The sequence below is a fragment of the Micromonospora sp. M42 genome (assembly GCF_000568915.1).
Classification (GTDB): domain Bacteria; phylum Actinomycetota; class Actinomycetes; order Mycobacteriales; family Micromonosporaceae; genus Micromonospora; species Micromonospora chalcea.
This window is the reverse complement of sequence record NZ_KK037233.1, coordinates 3,437,419-3,455,775: the sequence shown is the minus strand read 5'-3', so window position 1 is coordinate 3,455,775 and position 18,357 is coordinate 3,437,419. Positions and strand designations below refer to the sequence as shown.

Annotated in this window: 18 protein-coding genes and 1 tRNA gene; 14 read left to right on the top strand and 5 right to left on the bottom strand. The window is 73.6% G+C overall.

The window, feature by feature from the left end; all coding sequences use genetic code 11:
• The first annotated feature begins 15 nt into the window (after positions 1-15).
• The 9 genes from MCBG_RS15610 to MCBG_RS15570 all read left to right on the top strand — a co-directional run bounded on the left by MCBG_RS15610 (position 16) and on the right by MCBG_RS15570 (position 8,631).
• Positions 16-1,200, top strand: coding sequence for a DDE-type integrase/transposase/recombinase (locus MCBG_RS15610; RefSeq protein ID WP_083297081.1), 1,185 nt, complete (start codon positions 16-18; stop codon positions 1,198-1,200).
• A gap of 247 nt (positions 1,201-1,447) precedes the next feature.
• Positions 1,448-2,152 (top strand): dienelactone hydrolase family protein, encoded by a 705-nt coding sequence (locus MCBG_RS15605; protein WP_043326560.1) that lies wholly within the window; start codon positions 1,448-1,450, stop codon positions 2,150-2,152.
• A gap of 19 nt (positions 2,153-2,171) precedes the next feature.
• Entirely contained in the window at positions 2,172-2,885 is a 714-nt protein-coding gene (locus tag MCBG_RS15600) for a uracil-DNA glycosylase (RefSeq protein ID WP_043326559.1), read from the top strand.
• 20 nt (positions 2,886-2,905) lie between these two features.
• Positions 2,906-3,637, top strand: coding sequence for a DUF4129 domain-containing protein (locus MCBG_RS15595; protein ID WP_043326558.1), 732 nt, complete (start codon positions 2,906-2,908; stop codon positions 3,635-3,637).
• The gene (locus MCBG_RS15590) at positions 3,634-4,218 is read left to right on the top strand and encodes a hypothetical protein (RefSeq protein ID WP_043326557.1); all 585 of its coding nucleotides are present in this window, start codon (positions 3,634-3,636) and stop codon (positions 4,216-4,218) included. Before MCBG_RS15595 ends, MCBG_RS15590 begins: the two co-directional genes overlap by 4 nt.
• Positions 4,218-5,216, top strand: a complete 999-nt coding sequence (locus MCBG_RS15585) for an AAA family ATPase (protein WP_043326556.1) — start codon at positions 4,218-4,220, stop codon at positions 5,214-5,216. Before MCBG_RS15590 ends, MCBG_RS15585 begins: the two co-directional genes overlap by 1 nt.
• Positions 5,216-6,577, top strand: coding sequence for a DUF58 domain-containing protein (locus tag MCBG_RS15580; RefSeq protein WP_043326555.1), 1,362 nt, complete (start codon positions 5,216-5,218; stop codon positions 6,575-6,577). Before MCBG_RS15585 ends, MCBG_RS15580 begins: the two co-directional genes overlap by 1 nt.
• Positions 6,578-6,632: 55 nt before the next feature.
• Positions 6,633-7,196 (top strand): hypothetical protein, encoded by a 564-nt coding sequence (locus tag MCBG_RS15575; protein ID WP_043326554.1) that lies wholly within the window; start codon positions 6,633-6,635, stop codon positions 7,194-7,196.
• A 103-nt stretch (positions 7,197-7,299) separates the two neighbouring features.
• Positions 7,300-8,631 carry an NAD(P)/FAD-dependent oxidoreductase gene (locus MCBG_RS15570; protein WP_043326553.1) on the top strand — a complete coding sequence of 444 codons (1,332 nt, stop codon included), beginning with the start codon at positions 7,300-7,302 and terminating at the stop codon, positions 8,629-8,631.
• A gap of 54 nt (positions 8,632-8,685) precedes the next feature.
• Here MCBG_RS15570 and MCBG_RS15565 read toward each other — a convergent pair whose 3' ends face one another.
• On the bottom strand, positions 8,686-10,503 hold the full coding sequence (locus MCBG_RS15565) for a hypothetical protein (RefSeq protein WP_223201237.1): 1,818 nt from the start codon (positions 10,501-10,503) through the stop codon (positions 8,686-8,688).
• 101 nt (positions 10,504-10,604) lie between these two features.
• Here MCBG_RS15565 and MCBG_RS15560 point away from each other — a divergent pair.
• From MCBG_RS15560 to MCBG_RS15545, 4 genes are all read left to right on the top strand, one after another.
• Positions 10,605-10,685 (top strand) — tRNA-Leu (locus MCBG_RS15560).
• 110 nt (positions 10,686-10,795) lie between these two features.
• Complete coding sequence (locus MCBG_RS15555; RefSeq protein ID WP_043326550.1) at positions 10,796-11,641, top strand: Bax inhibitor-1/YccA family protein; 846 nt, start codon at positions 10,796-10,798, stop codon at positions 11,639-11,641.
• Positions 11,642-11,764: 123 nt separating this feature from the next.
• Positions 11,765-12,523 (top strand): Bax inhibitor-1/YccA family protein, encoded by a 759-nt coding sequence (locus MCBG_RS15550; RefSeq protein WP_043330636.1) that lies wholly within the window; start codon positions 11,765-11,767, stop codon positions 12,521-12,523.
• 38 nt (positions 12,524-12,561) lie between these two features.
• Positions 12,562-12,882 (top strand): hypothetical protein, encoded by a 321-nt coding sequence (locus tag MCBG_RS15545; RefSeq protein WP_043326547.1) that lies wholly within the window; start codon positions 12,562-12,564, stop codon positions 12,880-12,882.
• Between the two features lie 100 nt (positions 12,883-12,982).
• Here the strand turns inward: MCBG_RS15545 and MCBG_RS15540 are convergent, their stop codons facing one another.
• The 4 genes from MCBG_RS15540 to MCBG_RS15525 all read right to left on the bottom strand — a co-directional run bounded on the left by MCBG_RS15540 (position 12,983) and on the right by MCBG_RS15525 (position 17,790).
• Complete coding sequence (locus MCBG_RS15540) at positions 12,983-14,467, bottom strand: CYTH and CHAD domain-containing protein (RefSeq protein ID WP_043326545.1); 1,485 nt, start codon at positions 14,465-14,467, stop codon at positions 12,983-12,985.
• A 40-nt stretch (positions 14,468-14,507) separates the two neighbouring features.
• Positions 14,508-15,770, bottom strand: coding sequence for an acetyl-CoA C-acetyltransferase (locus tag MCBG_RS15535; RefSeq protein ID WP_043326544.1), 1,263 nt, complete (start codon positions 15,768-15,770; stop codon positions 14,508-14,510).
• A gap of 58 nt (positions 15,771-15,828) precedes the next feature.
• On the bottom strand, positions 15,829-16,641 hold the full coding sequence (locus tag MCBG_RS15530) for an SGNH/GDSL hydrolase family protein (protein WP_043326542.1): 813 nt from the start codon (positions 16,639-16,641) through the stop codon (positions 15,829-15,831).
• A 102-nt stretch (positions 16,642-16,743) separates the two neighbouring features.
• The gene (locus tag MCBG_RS15525) at positions 16,744-17,790 is read right to left on the bottom strand and encodes an SGNH/GDSL hydrolase family protein (protein WP_043326540.1); all 1,047 of its coding nucleotides are present in this window, start codon (positions 17,788-17,790) and stop codon (positions 16,744-16,746) included.
• Positions 17,791-17,931: 141 nt separating this feature from the next.
• Here MCBG_RS15525 and MCBG_RS15520 point away from each other — a divergent pair, with 141 nt between their 5' ends.
• Positions 17,932-18,288 (top strand): YkvA family protein, encoded by a 357-nt coding sequence (locus tag MCBG_RS15520; RefSeq protein WP_013474058.1) that lies wholly within the window; start codon positions 17,932-17,934, stop codon positions 18,286-18,288.
• The last annotated feature ends 69 nt before the right edge of the window (positions 18,289-18,357 follow it).

Sequence of the window (18,357 nt, the reverse complement as noted above, 5' to 3'; positions counted from 1 at the left end):
TATGTGCTGCCGGGCATGGCTTCTCGGCGGCATGTGATGAACCTGCTGGACGCGCTGCTGGCGGCGGGGGTTCGGGTGAACGCGGCCGAGTTCGCGCGTGAGCACGGGGTGTCGGTGCGCACGGTGTACCGGCACCGCGCACGTATCCGGGCCGAGGGTCAGTGGCAGGAACGATCCCGGCGGCCGCGTACCAGTCCGCGGGTCACGCCGCCGGAGGTGGACGCGTGGATCTGCAAACTGCGCGCTGAACTGGGCCCGGACAACGGGGCTGACTTCATCCGAGACGCGTTGGACGATGTGCGCCGGCGCACCGACGCGTCCTGGTCGGTGCCGTCACGCTCGACGGTCAACCGGGTGCTGGCCCGGCATGACCTGCTCGTGGCTACTCCGGCTAAACGACCGCGTAGCTCGTGGCGGCGTTTCAGCTATGCCCGGCCCCGCGACTGCTATCAGATCGACGCCACCGAAGTGAAACTCGCCGACGGCCGCACTGTCGTCGTCTTCGACGTCCTGGACGACTGCACCCGCACCCTGGTCGCCTGCCACGCCGCCGCCGCGGAGACCGCCCGAGCCGCGATCACCGCGATCAGACAGGCGTTCACCGCCTACGGCGTGCCGGCCATCGTGCTCAGCGACAACGGCATCGCGTTCACCAGCCGCCGCACCCGACCCGGATCAATCTCCACCTTCGTGCAGACCCTGATCGACCACGGCACCCGCCCGATCAACTCCAGCCCCTACCACCCACAAACCTGCGGCAAGGTCGAACGCCACCACCAAACCCTCAAAAAATGGCTGAGCACCCAACCCCCACCACAGACCCTCACCGCCCTGCAAACACTCCTGGACACCTACCGCCGCTACTACAACACCCAACGCCGCCACAGCGCCCTACCCCACCGCACCACACCCGCCCACGCCTGGACCCACGCACCCACCCTCGGCGGACCCACCAGCCCACCCCTGCAAACCGACGCCACCCTGCACCACTGCCCCGTCGCCAGCAACGGCGCCATCGCCGTCGCCGGACACCGCACCAGCGTCGGCACCACCCACGCCGGCACCACCGTCACCGCCATCCGCGACAACAACCACGTCACCATCTACCACCCCGACGGCCAACCCATCGGCTACCTCCACCTCAACCCCGACAAGAACTACATCCCCCTCACCCCCACCCCCACGATCCACAACCCCTGACACATCTATCGGGACTTCCCGTTGACACATGTCCCGGGACATGACAGCCCTCATAAGGGCCGCAAGCTTCCAAGATCTCGCCGGGTTGTGGTGCGGGGCGTCGGCCACTGGTCTGTGAGGTCTACAGGAGGTGAATGCCACTGTTGTTCTGTCTTCCCCGGGCCGCTGACCGCGTGGCACGCTACCGGCACGTAACAGCCAACTGTGCGACCAGCCAACGTTGACTGACCGCAAGGAGGACGGGCCCATGGGCGAGATGGTGAGCTTCACCGGCAACGGGGGGACGAGCGAGGGGTATCTCGCGATACCCTCCGGCGGTGTGGCCAGCCCGGCGGTCATCGTCATCCAGGACTGGTGGGGTCTCGTACCCCACGTACGGGCCGTGGTCGACCGCTTCGCGGAGGCCGGCTTCGTCGCGCTCGCGCCCGACTTCCGGCACGGCGGACCGGCAGTGAAGCCGACCGAGCCGCGGCTGATGCTCAACAGCTCCCAGATGGACGAGGCGGCGAGCGACATCGCCGCTGCCGCCGAATACCTGGCGAGCCGGCCCGAGGTCGCCGGCAAGGTGGGCTGCGCCGGGTTCTGCGCGGGCGCCAGCCTGGCCCTGTGGTCCGGCACGTTCTCCGAGCGCATCGTGGCCACCGCCGGGTTCTACCCGCGCCTGCCCTGGGAGGGCATGGCCGTGGGAGCGGCGGACGAAGGCGGCTGGGCCGGCTACGCCGGGAAGGCCGCGCTCATCCACTGCTCCGAGGCGGACGGCCTGTCCGCCGCCGACGGGGTGCAGAGCGTCCGCCGGTCCATCGAGTCGGCCGGTGGCACCTGCCAGACGTTCGACTACCCGGGCACCGCGCACGCGTTCTTCAACGAGGACCGGCCGGAGCACTTCGACCAGCGGGCCGCCGCCACCGCCTGGGCCCGCACGCTGGAACTGTTCCGGGCGAAGCTTGGCTGAGTCGCGTACCCCGCAGGACGTGGTCGCCCGCGCCGCGCGGGCGGCCGACCTGGCCGACCTCGACGGCGCGGTCAGCGACTGCTTCGCCTGCCCGCGCCTGGTGGCGTGGCGGGAGGAGGTGGCGCGGGTCAAGCGCGCCGCGTTCCGCGACCAGGACTACTGGGGACGGCCGGTGCCCGGCCTCGGCCCGCCGGACGCGCGCATCGCCATTCTCGGTCTGGCGCCGGCCGCGCACGGCGGCAACCGCACCGGCCGGATCTTCACCGGGGACCGGTCCGGTGACGTGCTGTTCGCCGCGCTGCACCGCGCCGGGCTGGCCAACCAGCCGACGAGCGTCGCCTCCGACGACGGCCTGACGCTGCGCGAGACCCGCATCTTCGCGGCCGTGCGGTGCGCGCCGCCGGACAACAAGCCCACCCCGGCCGAGCGGGACACCTGCGCGCCGTGGCTGCACCGCGAGGTCGAACTGATCCGGCCCACGCTGCGCGTCGTGGTCGCGCTGGGTGCCTTCGCGTGGGCCGCGTGGTGGCCGGTGCTCCGTCAGGTGTACGGGCAGCGACCGCCCACGCCGCGACCGGCGTTCGGCCATGGGGCACACTGGTCCGGCGAGTCCGTGCCGGACCTGCTGGGCTGCTACCACGTCAGCCAGCAGAACACGTTCACCGGCCGGCTCACACCGGCGATGCTGGACGACGTGTTCACCCGGGCGAAGGACCTGGCCGGGGTGGACTGAGGAACACCTGAGGCGGTGGGATGGATTTCGGCGTACTGCGCAGGTGGTGGCCGGTCGCCGCGGTGACGGTGCTGCTCGCGCTCGCCGCGTTCGCCGCCGGTCACTCCGCCATCGGGGCCAGCCGGATCCCGCCGGCCGCGGACACCATCCCGTACGTGCCGGAGTACCCGTCGCCCGAGGCGGTGCCGTCGTACCCGGTGGAACCCCGCGACGTGGGTGAGTCCACGTCGGGCGGTGTGCCCGACTGGCTGGCCACCGCCGCCGTGGCGTTGCTGTTCGCGGTGGTGCTGGGCGCCATCGGGTACGTCCTGTGGAACGTGCTCCGGGGCGCGCTGCGGCGGACGACCCGGGCGGTGCCGGTGCGGCGCTCCCGGCGTACCGCCGAGGGGACCGCGCGTGAGGTGGTGGCCGCGCTCGACGCCGGGCTCGTCGAACTGGACGACCGCTCCACCGACCCGCGTACCGCCGTCATCGCGTGCTGGGTGCGCCTGGAGGAGGCCGCCGAGGACGCGGGCGTGCCCCGGCACACCGGCGACACCCCGACCGACCTGGTGGCCCGGTTGCTGCGCGGCGACCCGGAGGCCGGCATCCCGGCGATCGCCAGCGCCGACGTGCTCGACGGGTTCGCGCACGTCTACCGGGAGGCCCGGTACGCCACGCACCCGGTCGACGAGCACACCCGGGACCAGGCCCGCGCCGCGCTACGCCGGCTGCGCGGCGAGCTGACCAGCCTGGCGGGGGAGGCGTCGTGAGCACCAGCATCGACGACCTGCTGTCGTTCGGCGAGGAGCCCGCCGGGGAGGACGTACGCCCCTCGGGCGGTGGCCGGGCACGCCTGCTGCTGCGGACCGCCGCGGTCACCGCCGCCGTCGTGGTGGTGGTCGTGGTCGGGCTGCGCGCGGTCGGCCTGAAGGTGCCGATCTGGATCATCGTGGCCGGGGTGCTCGCCGTGCTCGCCGTACGCCGGGTCACCGCCGCGCTGTCGCCCCCGCCGCCGCCCCGCGCCGGCGCCCGGACGCCCGCCGGTGAGGAGCCCGGCACCTGGAACTGGTCCGCCCGGGACGCGCTGCGCACCGCGATCAACGGCTGGGAGCGCCCGCTGGACTGGTCCGCCGACAACCGGGAGCGGTTCACCGAACGCATCCTGCCGCGCCTCGGCGAGCTGGCCGACGAGCGGCTGCGCCAGCGCCACGGCGTCACCCGCGAGTCCGATCCGGCCCGCGCCCGGTCGGTGCTCGGCGAGCCACTGTGGACGTTCCTCACCACCCCCGCCCGCCGCCCTCCGTCGCCGCGCGACCTCGCGGCGATCGTCGCCGAACTGGAGAAGATCTGATGAACGACGTGGACCGGAGCATGGCCCCCGCCGAGGTGGGCCGGCTCGCCCGGGCCGTCCTGGAGGCGGTCGGCACCGTCGTGGTCGGCAAGCGGGACGCGCTGGAGCTGGTGCTGGCCGGCATCCTCGCCGGTGGTCACGTGCTGCTGGAGGACCTGCCCGGCCTGGGCAAGACGCTCACCGCGCGCTGTTTCGCGCAGGCGCTCGGGCTGGACTTCCGGCGGCTCCAGTTCACGCCGGACCTGCTGCCCGCCGACGTGACCGGCTCGTTCCTCTACGACCAGAGCAGCGGCGACTTCGCGTTCCGGGCCGGGCCGGTGTTCACCAACCTGCTGCTCGCCGACGAGATCAACCGGACGCCGCCGAAGACGCAGTCGGCGCTGCTGGAGGCGATGCAGGAGAAGCAGGTGTCGGTGGAGGGCGTGACCTACCGCCTGGACGAGCCGTTCCACGTGCTCGCCACCGCCAACCCCATCGAGTACGAGGGCACGTACCCGCTGCCGGAGGCGCAGCTCGACCGGTTCCTGCTGCGGGTGTCGTTCGGCTACCCCAGCCACGACGAGGAGTGGGACGTGCTGCGCCGCCGGATCGCCCGCCGCCGCGAGGAGGCGGAGATCAAGCCGGTGGTGGACGCCGCGACGCTGCGCGCCATGCAGGCGGCGCTGGAGGACGTGGTGGTCGAGGACTCGGTCGGCCGGTACATCGTGGCACTCACCGCCGCCACCCGGGAGCACCCGTCGGTGCTCGTCGGCGCGTCCCCGCGCGGCTCGCTGGCGCTGCTGCTGCTGTCCCGGGTCCGGGCGGTGCTCGCCAACCGCGACTACGTGGTGCCGGAGGACGTCAAGGCGGTGGCGGCGCCCGCGCTGGCGCACCGGATCACGCTGCGGCCGGAGATGTGGCTGCGCCGGGTGGATCCGGCGTTCGTGGTCGGCGAGGTGCTGGAGTCCACGCCCGCCCCGGCCAGCGGCGCGCTGCCCAGCTACGCCGCCGGGCGCTGATGGATCGGGCCGAGGCGGCGAGCGGCTGGGCACCCACCTGGGCGCTCGGCCGGGCCGTGCTGCTCACCGGCGTGCTGCTCGTCGCGGCGGTCCTGCTCGGCCGCATCGACCTGGTGGTGCTCGCCACGCCGTTCGCGCTGGGCACCGCGTACGCGCTGCGCCGCCGCCCCGCGGGCCTGCCGGAACTGGAGCTGGGCGTCGCGGACACCCACCTGGTCGAGGGCTCCCCGCTGGCCGCGACCGTCGCGGTGGCCAACCCGGACCTGGTCGGGTACGACCTCGCGGTGGTGCGGACGCGGATGTCGCGCTGGCTGCGCGTGGAGCAGGTCGGCTTCGGCGGCACCGGGCTGGACGTGAGCCGCTCCGGCGGGGCGGACCGCCCGTTCGTCACCTCCGTACCCCGGGGCAGCGCCGTCGACCTGGAGCTGACCGGCACGGCGCTGCGGTGGGGGCGGCACCCGATCGGCCCGGCCGGGGTGCGGGTCGCCGTCGCCGACGGGCTGCTGGTCTCCCGCGCGGTGATCACCGACCCGATCCGGGCCCGGGTCTACCCGCGTACCGAGCCGTTCGACGCGGTCGAGGCGATGCCCCGGGCCGCCGGGCTGGTCGGCGCGCACCGATCGCGGCGGCCGGGGGAGGGCGGCGAGCTGGCCGGGGTACGCGTGTTCGCGCCCGGCGACCGGCTGCGCCGCATCGACTGGCGGGTGTCGCTGCGGGCCCGCCAACTGCACGTGGCGGCGACGCTCTCGGACCGGGACGCCGAGGTGGTGGTGCTGCTGGACGTGCTCGCCGAGGCGGGCCGCTCCGGTGGCGTGAACGGCCCGGCGTCGGTGCTGGACACCACGGTTCGGGCCGCCGCCGCGATCGCCGAGCACTACCTGCACCGCGGTGACCGGGTGTCGATGCTGGAGTACGGCCCGGCCGCGCGCCGGCTGCGTCCGGCCACCGGGCGGCGGCAGTACCTGACCGTGCTGGAGTGGCTGCTCGACGTGCACGCCGAGTCGTCCCCGCACGAGCCGTACGACCAGGTCTTCGGCCCGCAACTGCTCTCCTCGGACGCGCTCGTGGTGGTGCTCACCCCGCTGCTCGACGAGCGGTCCGCGCAGATGCTGGCCCGGCTGGCCCGCGGCGGCCGGTTCGTGGTGGCGGTGGACACGCTGCCGGCCGAACTGCCGGTGCCGAAGGAGCGGGGCTGGGCCGAGGTGGCGTACCGGCTGTGGCGGCTGGACCGGGACACGATGATCGGCCAGCTCCGCGAGCACGGCGTGCCGGTGGTGCGCTGGGCCGGCGCGGGCAGCCTGGACGAGGTGCTCCGCGACGTGGCCCGCCTGGCGACCGCCCCGAAGGCAGGGTTGCGGTGAGCGCGAGGAACGCAGCGAAGCGGAGTCCCGCAGTCGCGAACGAAAGGCCGGCTCAGTGACGGACGCCCTGGTCGAGCGGGTACGGGCGCTGCGGTACGCGGCCGCCCGGGTCAGCCCGCTGCCGCTGCTGGTACGCGGCGGCATCTTCCTCACCGTGCTGGCCGGTTTCCTGCTCGCGTACCCGGTGCAGGCCCTCACCGCGCGCTCGCTGCTGGCCCTGGCGGTGGCCGCGGTGCTGCCGGCGTTCGGTCCGCGCCGGATCTGGCCGACGTTCGCCGCGCTGGTGACGGTCGGCGGTTGGCTGCTGGCCACGCTCGGCTTCGACCGGCCGCCGGCGCTGTGGCGGCTGCTCGCCGTGGCGACGCTGCTCTATCTGGCGCACTCGCTCTGCGCGCTCGCCGCGTTGCTGCCCTACGACGGACTGATCGACCCGGACGTGGTGTTCCGGTGGTTGAGCCGGGCGGGCGGGGTGGTGCTTGCCAGCGCTGTGCTCGGCGTGGTGCTGGCGTGGCTGGGTGGCGTCGGCGGGACGGACGGCTCGCAGGCGGCGACGGTGGTGGGGCTGCTGGTGGCGGTGGGGCTGAGCGCGCTGCTGGGCTGGTTGCTGCGCCGCAAGTGACGCAGCGTTCCGATGACGTTGCGCAGGTCACATGGGTTGTGCTCCGTCACAGAAGGGGGTCTCGCGCGGGATTACCGGGGGCCCCCGGGGAAAGATAGATGACGTGAACCCGAAGCGGATCCTTGTCGTGGGTGCCGGTCACGTGGGCCTGTACGCCGCTCTGCGCCTGTCCAAGAAGCTGAGCAGGCGTGAGGCCGAGGTCATCGTCGTCGACCCGCAGCCGCACATGACGTACCAGCCGTTCCTCCCGGAGGCATCGGCGGGCAACATCTCCCCGCGGCACGCCGTCGTGCCGCTGCGGCGGGAGTTGCGCAAGTGCACCGTGGTGGCGGGCACCGTCACCCGGATCGACCACGACCGCATGACCGCAGTGGTGCAGCCGATCAGCGGCCCGGCCCGGGAGATCCAGTACGACCACGTGGTGGTCGCGCCCGGCTCGGTCTCCCGCACCCTGCCGATTCCCGGCCTGCACGAGCACGGCATCGGGTTCAAGACCATCGGTGAGGCCATCTACCTGCGCAACCACGTGCTGGACCGGCTCGACGTGGCGGCTTCCACCACCGACCCGGCGGTACGCAGCCGCGCGCTGACGTTCACCTTCGTCGGCGGCGGCTACGCCGGCATCGAGGCGCTCGCCGAGATGGAGGACATGGCCCGCGACGCGCTGCGCTACTACCCGGAGCTGAAGCCGGAGGAGATGCGCTGGGTGCTGGTCGAGGCGACCCAGCGGGTGCTGCCCGAGGTCGACCGGGACATGGGCGCCTACACGGTGCAGCAGCTGATGAAGCGGGACATGGACATCCGCCTGGACACCCGGCTGGAGTCCTGCGTCGACGGTGTGGTGAAGCTCTCCGACGGCGACAGCTTCCCGTCCGACACCATCGTCTGGACCGCCGGTGTGAAGCCGTCGCCGATGCTCGACGCCACGGACTTCCCGCGCGACGAGCGCCGCCGGGTCACCTGCCGGCCGACGCTGCAGATCGTGGACGGCGACCGGGTGGTCGAGGGCGCGTGGAGCGCCGGCGACTGCGCCGCCGTGCCGGACCTGACCAAGGAGCCGGGCAACTTCTGCTCGCCGAGCGCCCAGCACGCGGTGCGGCAGGCGGCGCGGATGGCCGACAACATCGCCAACGTGATCCGCGGGCGCGAGCCGGTCGACTACAAGCACAAGCACGCCGGCAGCGTGGCCAGCCTCGGCCTGCACAAGGGCGTGGCGCAGGTCTACGGCATCAAGATGACCGGCTGGCCGGCCTGGTTCATGCACCGGACGTACCACATGTCGCGGATCCCCTCGTTCAACCGCAAGGTGCGCGTGGTGGTCGACTGGACGCTGGCGTTCTTCCTCAAGCGTGAGGTGGTGGCGCTGGGTCAGCTGCACGACCCGCGTGAGGAGTTCGCCGAGGCGTCCGCCCCGCCGGTCGCCGCGCGCGTCTGACGGATCCGGCGCGGGGACTTTCCGAACGGAAGGTCCCCGCGCCGTTTTCGTGGCTCAGAACCGCCAGGTCCAGGCGTCGGCGAGCCGCGTACCCGGCCGCCCGAACAACTGCTCCAGGGTGCGGCGCAGCATGTCCGCGTGCGGCGCGTCGTCGGTCACCGCGACGCAGGACGCGCGCCAGAACTCGACGTCCCGGGCGGCCTGGCGGCGCTGCCGGTCACCGACCGCCGGCGCCACGCCCCGGCGGGCCACGTCGGCGAGCAGGGCCGAGGTGGGGCGTTGCCAGGTGCCCATGGTGGCCGAGCCGCCCCGCCCGTACGGGCCGATGAAGAAGCCCTCCGGCATGGCGAAGCCGACGCCGGTGGCGGTGGCCCAGCGCATCGGCCAGGGGGTCTGCGGAGTGGCGGTGGGCACCGGCACCAGCACCCCACCGGGGCGTACGCACTGCCGCCAGTGGCCGCCGGTGACGAACTCGGGCAGCGGCGGCCGGTCCATCGTGGGCAGCGGCGTCGGCAGGACGCTGAGCACCGCCGCGCCGACCGCGATCGGGACACCCCGGCGGGCCCGGCCGGACTCGCCGAGCGCCCGGTGCACGGCGAGCGTGAGCACGGTACCGACCAGCGGCAGCACTGCCAGCGCGAAGCGCATCGGCAGCGCGCCGTCCACCACCGGCAGCCCGGCCAGCAGCCGGTACGGGCCGGGAAGCCCGGTCCGTTCGCCGCCGACCACGACCTCGGGGCCGAGCGCGAGCGCGGCCGTCACCAGCGCGCCTGCCACCAGCGCCACCACCAGCGGCCGCCGGCCCAGCCAGGCCGCGCAGCCGACCGCGACCAGCAGCAGCGGCCAGCCGAGGAACGTGGTGAACTCGGCCGGACCGGTGGTCAGCCGGACCGCCTCCGGGCTGCCGAACACGGTCAGCGCGGAGAGGCGGGTCCAGCCGGCCAGGTCGGCGGAGAAGTAGGCGGGCGGGAACATCCCGTCGGCGACGCCCTGCGGACCGGCGAACTGCACCCAGAGCGGGTACGCCAGCACGAGCAGCGCCAGCCCGGCCGCGCCCAGCAGCCCGCGGGCGAAGCCGGGACCGGCCCGGCGCAGCAGTTCCCGGTCGGCCAGCCCGTACGCGAGCGTCATCACCGCCAGCGTGAGCGCGGTGAGGAAGAGCACCTCCTCGCCGACGAACACCTGCACGGTGACGACAGCGGCGAGCCCGGCCGCCGACGAGATCATCCGGCGGCGGTCCGGGCCGTCCGGGCGCCCGGCCGGGTCGGCGGCGCGTAGCAGCCGGACGACCAGCCAGACCAGCGCCGGGACCAGCCACTGCGCGGTCATGTGCAAATGGCCGTTGCTCTGCGAGACCATGCCCGGCCCGAAGCCGCACAGTGACGCGCCCAGCCCGGCCGCGAGCGGACGGGCCCGTAGGACGCGGGTGAACAGCAGGTACCAGGCCAGCGCGGTACCGGCCAGGTTGAGCGCGACCAGCAGCGCGAACGTGACCGGCGCGCCGAACGCCAGCGTGACCGGGGCGAGCAGCACGCCGAGCGCGACGACCGAGGTGTTCGCCATCAGGTTGACCCCGTCCGGCGCGTTCAGGCGGTCGCTGACCAGGCTCAGCTCGCCGCGCAGGGCACGCGCGTCGAGCGCCAGGAACCACTCGTACAGCGTCTGGTCGGCCGGGTTGAGCGCGAGTACCCGCGCGCCCGGCGCCGGCCAGAGGCCGTGGGTGAGCCAGGCGGCGAACGCGGCGAACGCCAGCCCCACGAGCAGGTCGGCGCGGCGCCGCCGGACGGCGGCCGTCATCCTCCGCGTGACCGTCGCCGGGCGGGCCGCCCGGACCTGGTCGGGCCCGGAGGCCGTGCGGGCGGCGCTGGTCACGGCCTCGACCATAACGGCCGCAGCCGTCGGGGTACGCCGGGTCGCGGCCGAGCCGCTACGGTGAGATCTGCACCGCGCGTGTCGGCGCGCCGGTGTCACCCGCCCGGGTGGTGGAACGGCAGACACGGCCGCCTTAAAAGCGGCTGCCGCAAGGCGTGCGGGTTCGACCCCCGCCCCGGGCACACGAACTCTCAGGTTTCCCACAGCTAGCCGTCGCACGCGCGATTGCGGCCACGTCTACCCTGGAGTAGCACGTCTACGTGCGATCGACCCCCTGAGGGAGGCCTGAGAAGTGAAGACCTCGAACCCGGTGCTCGCCCGGCTCGGCCAGGCGGCAGAGCGTGAGCGGGCGGCCGGGTACGCCCAGCCCGGGCCTTACGGTCAGCCCGGATACCCCCAGCAGCAGTACCCGCAGCAGCCCTACGCCCAGCCCTACCCGGGCGGCTACGGCCAGCCGGTGGCACCGCCCACCGTGACCCCGATGACGCTCGACGACGTGGTCGTCAAGACGGTCCTCATGCTCGCCATCCTCGGCGCCTCGGCCGCTGCGGCCTGGGTGCTCGTGCCGGACTCGCTCGTCGGCGTGGCGTGGATCGGCGCCGCGGTGGTCGGCCTGGTGCTGGGTCTGATCATCTCGTTCTCCCGGATGGCCAACCCGGCGCTCGTGGTGGCGTACTCGATCATCGAGGGCGTCTTCGTCGGCATGGTCAGCAAGGCGTTCGAGGCGCGGTACGACGGGATCGTGCTCCAAGCCGTGGTGGCGACCTTCGGCGTCTTCTTCCTCATGGCGATGATCTACAAGGCGCGGATCATCCGGGCCACCCCGAAGTTCGCCCGCATCCTGGTCTCGATCATGGCAGGCCTCTTCGCGGTCATGCTGATCAATTTCGTGTTGTCCCTGGCCGGCGTGAACACCGGCTTGCGGGATGGCAGCAAGTTGGCCATCGGCTTCAGCCTGGTCTGCATCGTGGTGGCGTCGCTGAGCTTCGTGCTCAACTTCGCCGACATCGAGGAGGGGGTCCGGATGGGACTCCCGCAGCGCTACTCGTGGACGGCCGCCTTCGGCATCGTGGTCGGCCTGGTCTGGCTCTACATCGAGATCCTGCGGCTGCTCAGCTACTTCCAGGGCGACGACTGACGTCTCGCTTTCCGCCGACGCCCGCCTGCCGCATCCGCGGCGGCGGGCGTCGCCGTTTTCCCGTCCCTGCCGTGCCGACCGGGGCAGAGTGGGACTCGGGTACGTGGGCGGGAGGTGGTCACGGTGCGCAGTGCCAATCCGGTGCTGGACCGGCTGGACGACGTCGGCCGCGCCGAGCGGCAGGTGCTCGGGGTCGGAACCGCCGACGCGATGACGGTGGCCGACGTGGTGAGCCGGACCGTGGGCCTGCTGCTGGTCACCGGCGTCACGGCGGCGCTGTCCTGGGTGCTGGTGCCGCAGGCCGCGTGGATCTCCGCCGCGCTGGCCGGAAGCGCGCTGGCCAGCCTCGCCCTGGTGCTCGTCATCTCGCTGAAGCAGATCACCAGTCCGCCGGTCATCGTCGGGTACGCCATGTTGCAGGGGCTGCTGCTCGGGGTGGCCAGCCGCGCCTTTGAACTGGTCTACCCGGGCATCGTGGCGCAGGCGGTGGTCGGCACGTTCGGCGTCTTCCTCGGCATGGCGGTGCTCTACCGGGCCCGGCTGGTACGCGCCACGCCGCGCCTGGCCCGCCTGGTCATCGGCACGCTCGTCGGGATCGTGGCGATCGGCCTGGTCAACCTGTTCGCGTACCTGTTCACCGGGCGGCAGGGCGTGGCCGTCTACAGCCTCAGCGACCGGGTGGGCTGGCTGCCGTACGTGTTCTCGGTGGTGGCGATCATCGCCGGCGCGCTCAGCTTCATCCTCGACTTCGACCTGGTCGAGCGGTCGGCCGCGAATCGGCTGCCCCGCCGCTACGCCTGGTACTGCGCGTTCGGGCTGCTCGTCGGGTTGATCTTCCTGTACTGGCAGATCCTGCGCCTGCTCAGCTACGTACGCCGCTGAGCACGCTCCAGCCCGGCGTCGCCGTAGACTCGGCGGCGATGAGCGCAGCGGAACTGGACCGGGCGGTGACCCTGCTGGTCCGACAGGTGGGGCACTGGCAGCAGCCGCGCTGGTCGGCCAAGGCCGAGGGCGGCAACGTGTCCCGGGCCGACCTGGTGCACAAGCTGGTCCAGGAGATCGCCAACCTGGCCGCCGACGCGGCGGGCGAGCCGCGCCGCGAGGTGCCCCGGCTCCCCAGCGACCAGGCCCTCCCAGACCAGCTCCGCGTGGTAACCGCCGACCTGACGCTGGCCGATCCCCCCGCCCCCGTCCTGGCCGAGGCCGCCGAGGCGATAACCCGAACCCGCACCGTCCTCTGACTCGCCCCCTGCCCTTTCGTCGCGTTGATCATGAAGTTGGCGGCGACAAAACGGACGCGGATCCCCGCTAACTTCATGATCGACCGGGTGGCGGGGGCGGTCAGGGCTTGAGCCAGCGGCGTGCCTTGCGGCGTCGGGCCCGGTCGCGTGCCCGCAGGACGGCGGGACGGTCGTGGCCGGCGGCCTCCGCCTGCCTCCCGTGCAGCAGGCCGTAGGTGAACGTGTTCTCGCCGTCGGCGTACGCCTGGAGCGCCTGCCGCCGCAGCGTCTCCCGGGTCACCACCGAATCCTGGTGGGCGCCGAGCAGATCCTGGAGCGCCTTGAACCGCTTCACCAGGCGGGCGGCCGGTTTGCCGGCGCTCGGCTCCCGCACCTCCACCGCGTACCGGGCCGCCTTGTGCTTCTTACGCGCCTCGTGCAGCGCCGCGTCCCCGGCCGTCCCTTCGAGCGTGAGCGCCCGGTCCAGCCGTTCGTCAGCACGGCGTACCGCCTTGCGGATCCGCCGGTCCACCCAGCGCCGGCCCACGTCGGCAGGTGCGCCGTCGACCAGCCGACCCAGGCGGGCCAGCAGCTCGGCATAGCGGTCGGAGTCCAACGCGGACCGCAGCGCCGCTGTCGTCCCGGCCAGGTCGGCCGCGAACCGCTCGCCGATCCGCGCGGCCACCGGGCCGAGCACCAGCTCGTCCGGCAGCTCGTGCACCGCCTCGGTGAGCCGGGCCGCCATCACCTGGATGTCGCGGACCCGGCCCAGCTCGCCGCCGAGCCAGCGCAGCTCGGCCCGGACCGCCTCGCTCTCCCGGCGGTCCCACAACCCTCGGAACGTACGCAGCGTCGCCCGCAACCGGCGGGCCGCGACGCGCATGTCGTGGACCGCGTCCTCGTCACCCTGGTACGCGGCCGCGTGGTTGCCGACGATCGCGTCCCGCTGCGCCCTGGCGTACGTGAGGACCGGCCCCGCCGGGCCGTCCGGTTCCCGGTCGTCGAAGCGCTCGATCCGGCCCGCGACGGCCCGGTGCGACTTGCTGACCGCCACCTCCCGGGCACCTGCTGCGCGCAGCCGCTCGCCCAGCGCGTCGAGCAGCGCCTCGTCGCCGTCGACCAGCTCGATCTCGATCTCGTGCCAGGTCCGCGCGGCACCGTCCACCAGATCCTCGGACCGGACGTCGTCCTCGGCCACCTCGGCCAGCACCCGGCCGTCCGCGTCCAGCAGCCGCCGTTCCCGGCGGCGGTTGACCACCCGGGCGGCCGGAGCGACGGTACGGCCCCGCGACGCGCCCCGGATCAGCGCGACGATCTCGGCCGGCGGGCCGTCGTCGGACGCCCCGGCCGGGAACTGGTGCTCGACCCGCGCGCCGCCGACCGCGCCCACCTTGAGATGCCAGCCCGCGTCGTGCCCCCCGGTACGCCGACGCAGCGCGTGCCCGCTGCGCAGCAGGAGCAGGTCATCGGTGTCCCAGTAGACGGCGTCCAGATCCGAGACGGTGGCGTCGGACATGGTCACGACGCCACCGCACCCGGTCAGGTCGGGCAGCTGGAAACCCTCGTCGCCGGAGTACTTGCGCTCACGTTCCACGACGGTCGCCATACGGCCTCCCGTACCCGGCCCGCGCGCCGGCGAACCGGTCTCAGCTCAGTCGCTCCAGCACCATCGCCATGCCCTGGCCGCCGCCGACGCACATCGTCTCCAGACCGATGGTCTTGTCGTGCCACTCCAGCGCGTTGAGCAGCGTGCCGGTGATCCGGGCGCCGGTCATGCCGAACGGGTGGCCGACGGCGATCGCGCCACCGGCGACGTTCAGCTTCTCCTCCGGGATGCCGAGCTGCCGGTACGAGGGGATCACCTGCGCGGCGAACGCCTCGTTGATCTCGACCAGGTCGACGTCGTCGATGGTCATGCCGGCCCGCTTCAGCGCCTGCTTCGACGCCTCGACCGGGCCCAGGCCCATGATCTCGGGAGAGAGCGCGCTGACGCCGGTGGAGACGATCCGGGCCAGCGGGGTGAGACCCAGCTCGGACGCCCGCTCGGCGCTCATGATCACTACTGCGGCGGCGCCGTCGTTGAGCGGGCAGCAGTTGCCGGCGGTGATCCGGCCGTCCGGGCGGAACACCGGCTTCAGACCGGCCACGGCCTCCAGGGTCACCCCGGCACGCGGGCCGTCGTCGGTGCTGACCACCGTGCCGTCCGGCGTGGTGACCGGGGTGATCTCGCGGGCCCAGAAGCCGTCCGCGATCGCCTTCTCCGCGAGGTTCTGGCTGCGGACGCCGAACGCGTCCATGTCCTCGCGGGTCACGTCGTACACCTGGGCCAGGTTCTCCGCGGTCTGCCCCATGGCGAGGTAGATGTCGGGGAGCTGCCCGGCCTCGCGCGGGTCGGCCCACACCTCGGCGCCGCCCTGGGCGCGGGCCGCGGAACGCTCCCGGGCCTCGGCGAAGCGGGGGTTCTCCCAGCCGCCGCCGACCAGCGCCTGCGCCTCCGGCGGCAGCGTGTCCGAGTTGCCCCGGGCGTACCGGGAGACCATCTCCACACCGGCGGAGATGAACACGTCGCCCTCACCGGCCCGGATCGCGTGCATCGCCATCCGCGTGGTCTGGAGCGAGGACGCGCAGTAGCGGGTCAGCGTGGCGCCCGGCAGGCCGTCCAGGCCCATCAGCGTGGCGACCACCCGGGCCATGTTGAAGCCCTGCTCGCCGCCGGGCAGGCCGCACCCGAGGTAGAGGTCGTCGATGGTGGTGGGATCGAGCGCCGGAACCTTGTCGAGGGCGGCCTGGACGATGGTGGCGGCGAGGTCGTCCGGGCGGACCTCGCGGAGGGAACCCTTGAACGCGCGGCCGATGGGGGACCGGGCGGTGGCGACGATGACGGCGTCGCGGGGCGACTCAATCGGCATGAGCCAACGTTAACGCGCCGGTAACATGCGCGGGAAGGTGTGCGGTGGGCGGGAAATGTCACCCCGTGGGCGGTCGGCGGTGGTGCCGGAACGCGACAGTCGCCGCCGCCTCGACCGCCGGCAGCAGGGCGTGCGCCCAGACCCGGTAGCCGTCGGCGGACGGGTGGAAGCCGTCGCGGCAGAGCGTGCCGGCATCCGCGCGGAACACCGGGCCCGTCTCGGTGCCCAGGTCGACAACCGTGCCACCGGCGTCCAGCACGGCCGCCGTCTGGGCCCGTGCCATCCGCCGGCCGGACCAGCCGAGCACCTGACGCAGCGGGGCGGCGACCGCGCGTACCGCGCCGAGGTCGGGGCAGGTGCCCACCACCACCTCGACGTGCGCTTCCCGCAGCCGGCGCACCGCCGAGCCGAGATAGGCGGCCGCGTCACCCGGGCGGCTCAGCGCCGTCGCGTCGTTCGCCCCGATCAGCACCACCGCCACGTCGGGCCGCTCGCCGAGCAGCGCCCGGGCCACCTGGGTGGCCAGGTCGGTGGCGCGGGAGCCGGAGACCCCGACGCTGGACAGATGCACCCGGCGGCCGTGCGGCCCCTCGGCGAGCAGGTTCGCGAGCTGACCGCCGATCGTCTCCTCGAAGCGGTCGACGCCGACACCGAGCGCCGACGAGTCACCGAGCAGCACCAGCCGCAGCGGCGGCGCGTCCGCCCGGCCGACCGTCGCGCGCAACACCAGACCCAGCTCGGGCTGGGCGTACTCCCGGCTGCGGGCGGCGATGGCCTGCCCGGCGAGGACCGCCGCGCCGCCCACCGTGCCGGCCAGCAGCGACAGGGCCGCCGCCCGGCCCCACCGGGCCACCTCGTTCCGCTCGCTCATGACAGCACTCCGCTTCGCTCCGTGCCGTCATGAGGCACGTTTGCGCTGAGCTGGCCGATTCGCTCGCTGCGCTCGCTCATGACAGCACTCCGCTTCGCTCGCTCATGCCGTTTCCTCCAGGGTGGCCGAGTCGGCGGCGCTGCCGGTCGGGGGCAGCGCGCCGACGCCGAAGAAGGCCCGTCGGCGAAGCTGCGCCCAGCGTCCGCCGGGCCCGCGGTCGCGACCCCGGAGCTGGGCGCCGCTGACCTCCGTGCCGGCGTGCCGGGCCGCCTCGTGAGCCGCCTCCGGGAGCGACCGTACGCCTTCCACGCCAGGCAGGACAGGCCTGCGTTCCGGGACCGCGCCCAGCGCGGACAGCACGGTGGGCAGCAACGCCGCCGCGGCTATCGCGTACCCCTCTGCGGAGGGGTGGAACCGGTCCCAGGCGAACATCCGGGCGGGCTCGGCGGCGAACCGCGGCCCGAGCATGTCGCCGAGTGAGACGGCCCGGCCGCCGGCCTCGACCACGCCCACCGTCTGCGCGGCCGCGAGCTGGCGGCTCCAGCGCCGGGCCAGCCAGCGCAGCGGCGGCTGGATCGGCCGGATGGTGCCCAGGTCGGGACAGGTGCCGACGACCACCTCGCAGCCGGCCGCCCGCAGCGTGCGGACCGCGTCCACCAGGTAGCGCACGGCCAGCCCCGGCGGGGTGCGGTTGGTGACGTCGTTGCCGCCCACCAGGATCACCGCCACGTCCGGCTCGACCTCCAGGGCGGACTCGACCTGCGGTTTCAGCCCGGACGAGAGCGCGCCCACCACGGCGAACCGGTGCAGGCGTACCGGCCGGTGCAGGCGGCGGGACAGCCCGGTGGCCAGCAGCGAGCCCGGTGTCTCCCGGCGCCTGTGCACGCCGTAGCCGGCTGCCGAGGAGTCGCCCAGGATGACCATGGTGACCGGCGGGCCGGGCAGCTTCGCGCCGTACACGCCGTCGCAGCGCGGTGGCGGGGCCTGCGCCATCGGGATGGTGCGCCGGGCCTGCCGGGCCTGGCCGAGCAGCACCCCGCCGGTGGCGGCGGTGGCCGCCACCGTGGCGCCCGTGCCGATCGCCGCGAGGCGGGCGATCTGCCGGACGCGCTGCCAGTGGACCGGCGCGACGGAACCAGCGTCCCCCATGAACCGACAGTATCGCGCCGGTACGACCACTGCTGTCCTTGATCGGATGGCTGGGCGGCGCCCGGACTGGGTACCGATGGGGGTGGCGGACGCGGGCTTGCCCCCGGGCCGCACCATGGTCGGGCGGAGAGGGGCGAAGACATGGGGAAGACGTTGAAGCGCAGCGCCGCGTTCGCCGCGCTGGCCCGGGCGCTGGCGGCCGGTACGCGGGGCGGGCCGTCGCTCGGGGCCCGGCTGGCGGCGCTGCCGAGGATGATCCGCGCCACCACCAGGGGCGAGTACGACGGCGGCCTGCGCCTGGCGCTGATGGCCGGCGCGACCGCGTACATCGTCAGCCCGATCGACCTGCTGCCGGAGATCCCGCTGGCGATCTTCGGGCTGGCCGACGACGCGGTGATGGTCACCTGGCTGGCCGGCAGCGTGCTCGCCGAGACGGAACGGTTCCTGGAGTGGGAGGCACGTCGCAGCTCGGTCATCCCGGGGCATGTGGTGCCCTGACGGCACGTACGCTGGTCGGCGAACTGACGGCTGACCGACCGCCCCACGACGGCGGCGCGACGAAGGGCA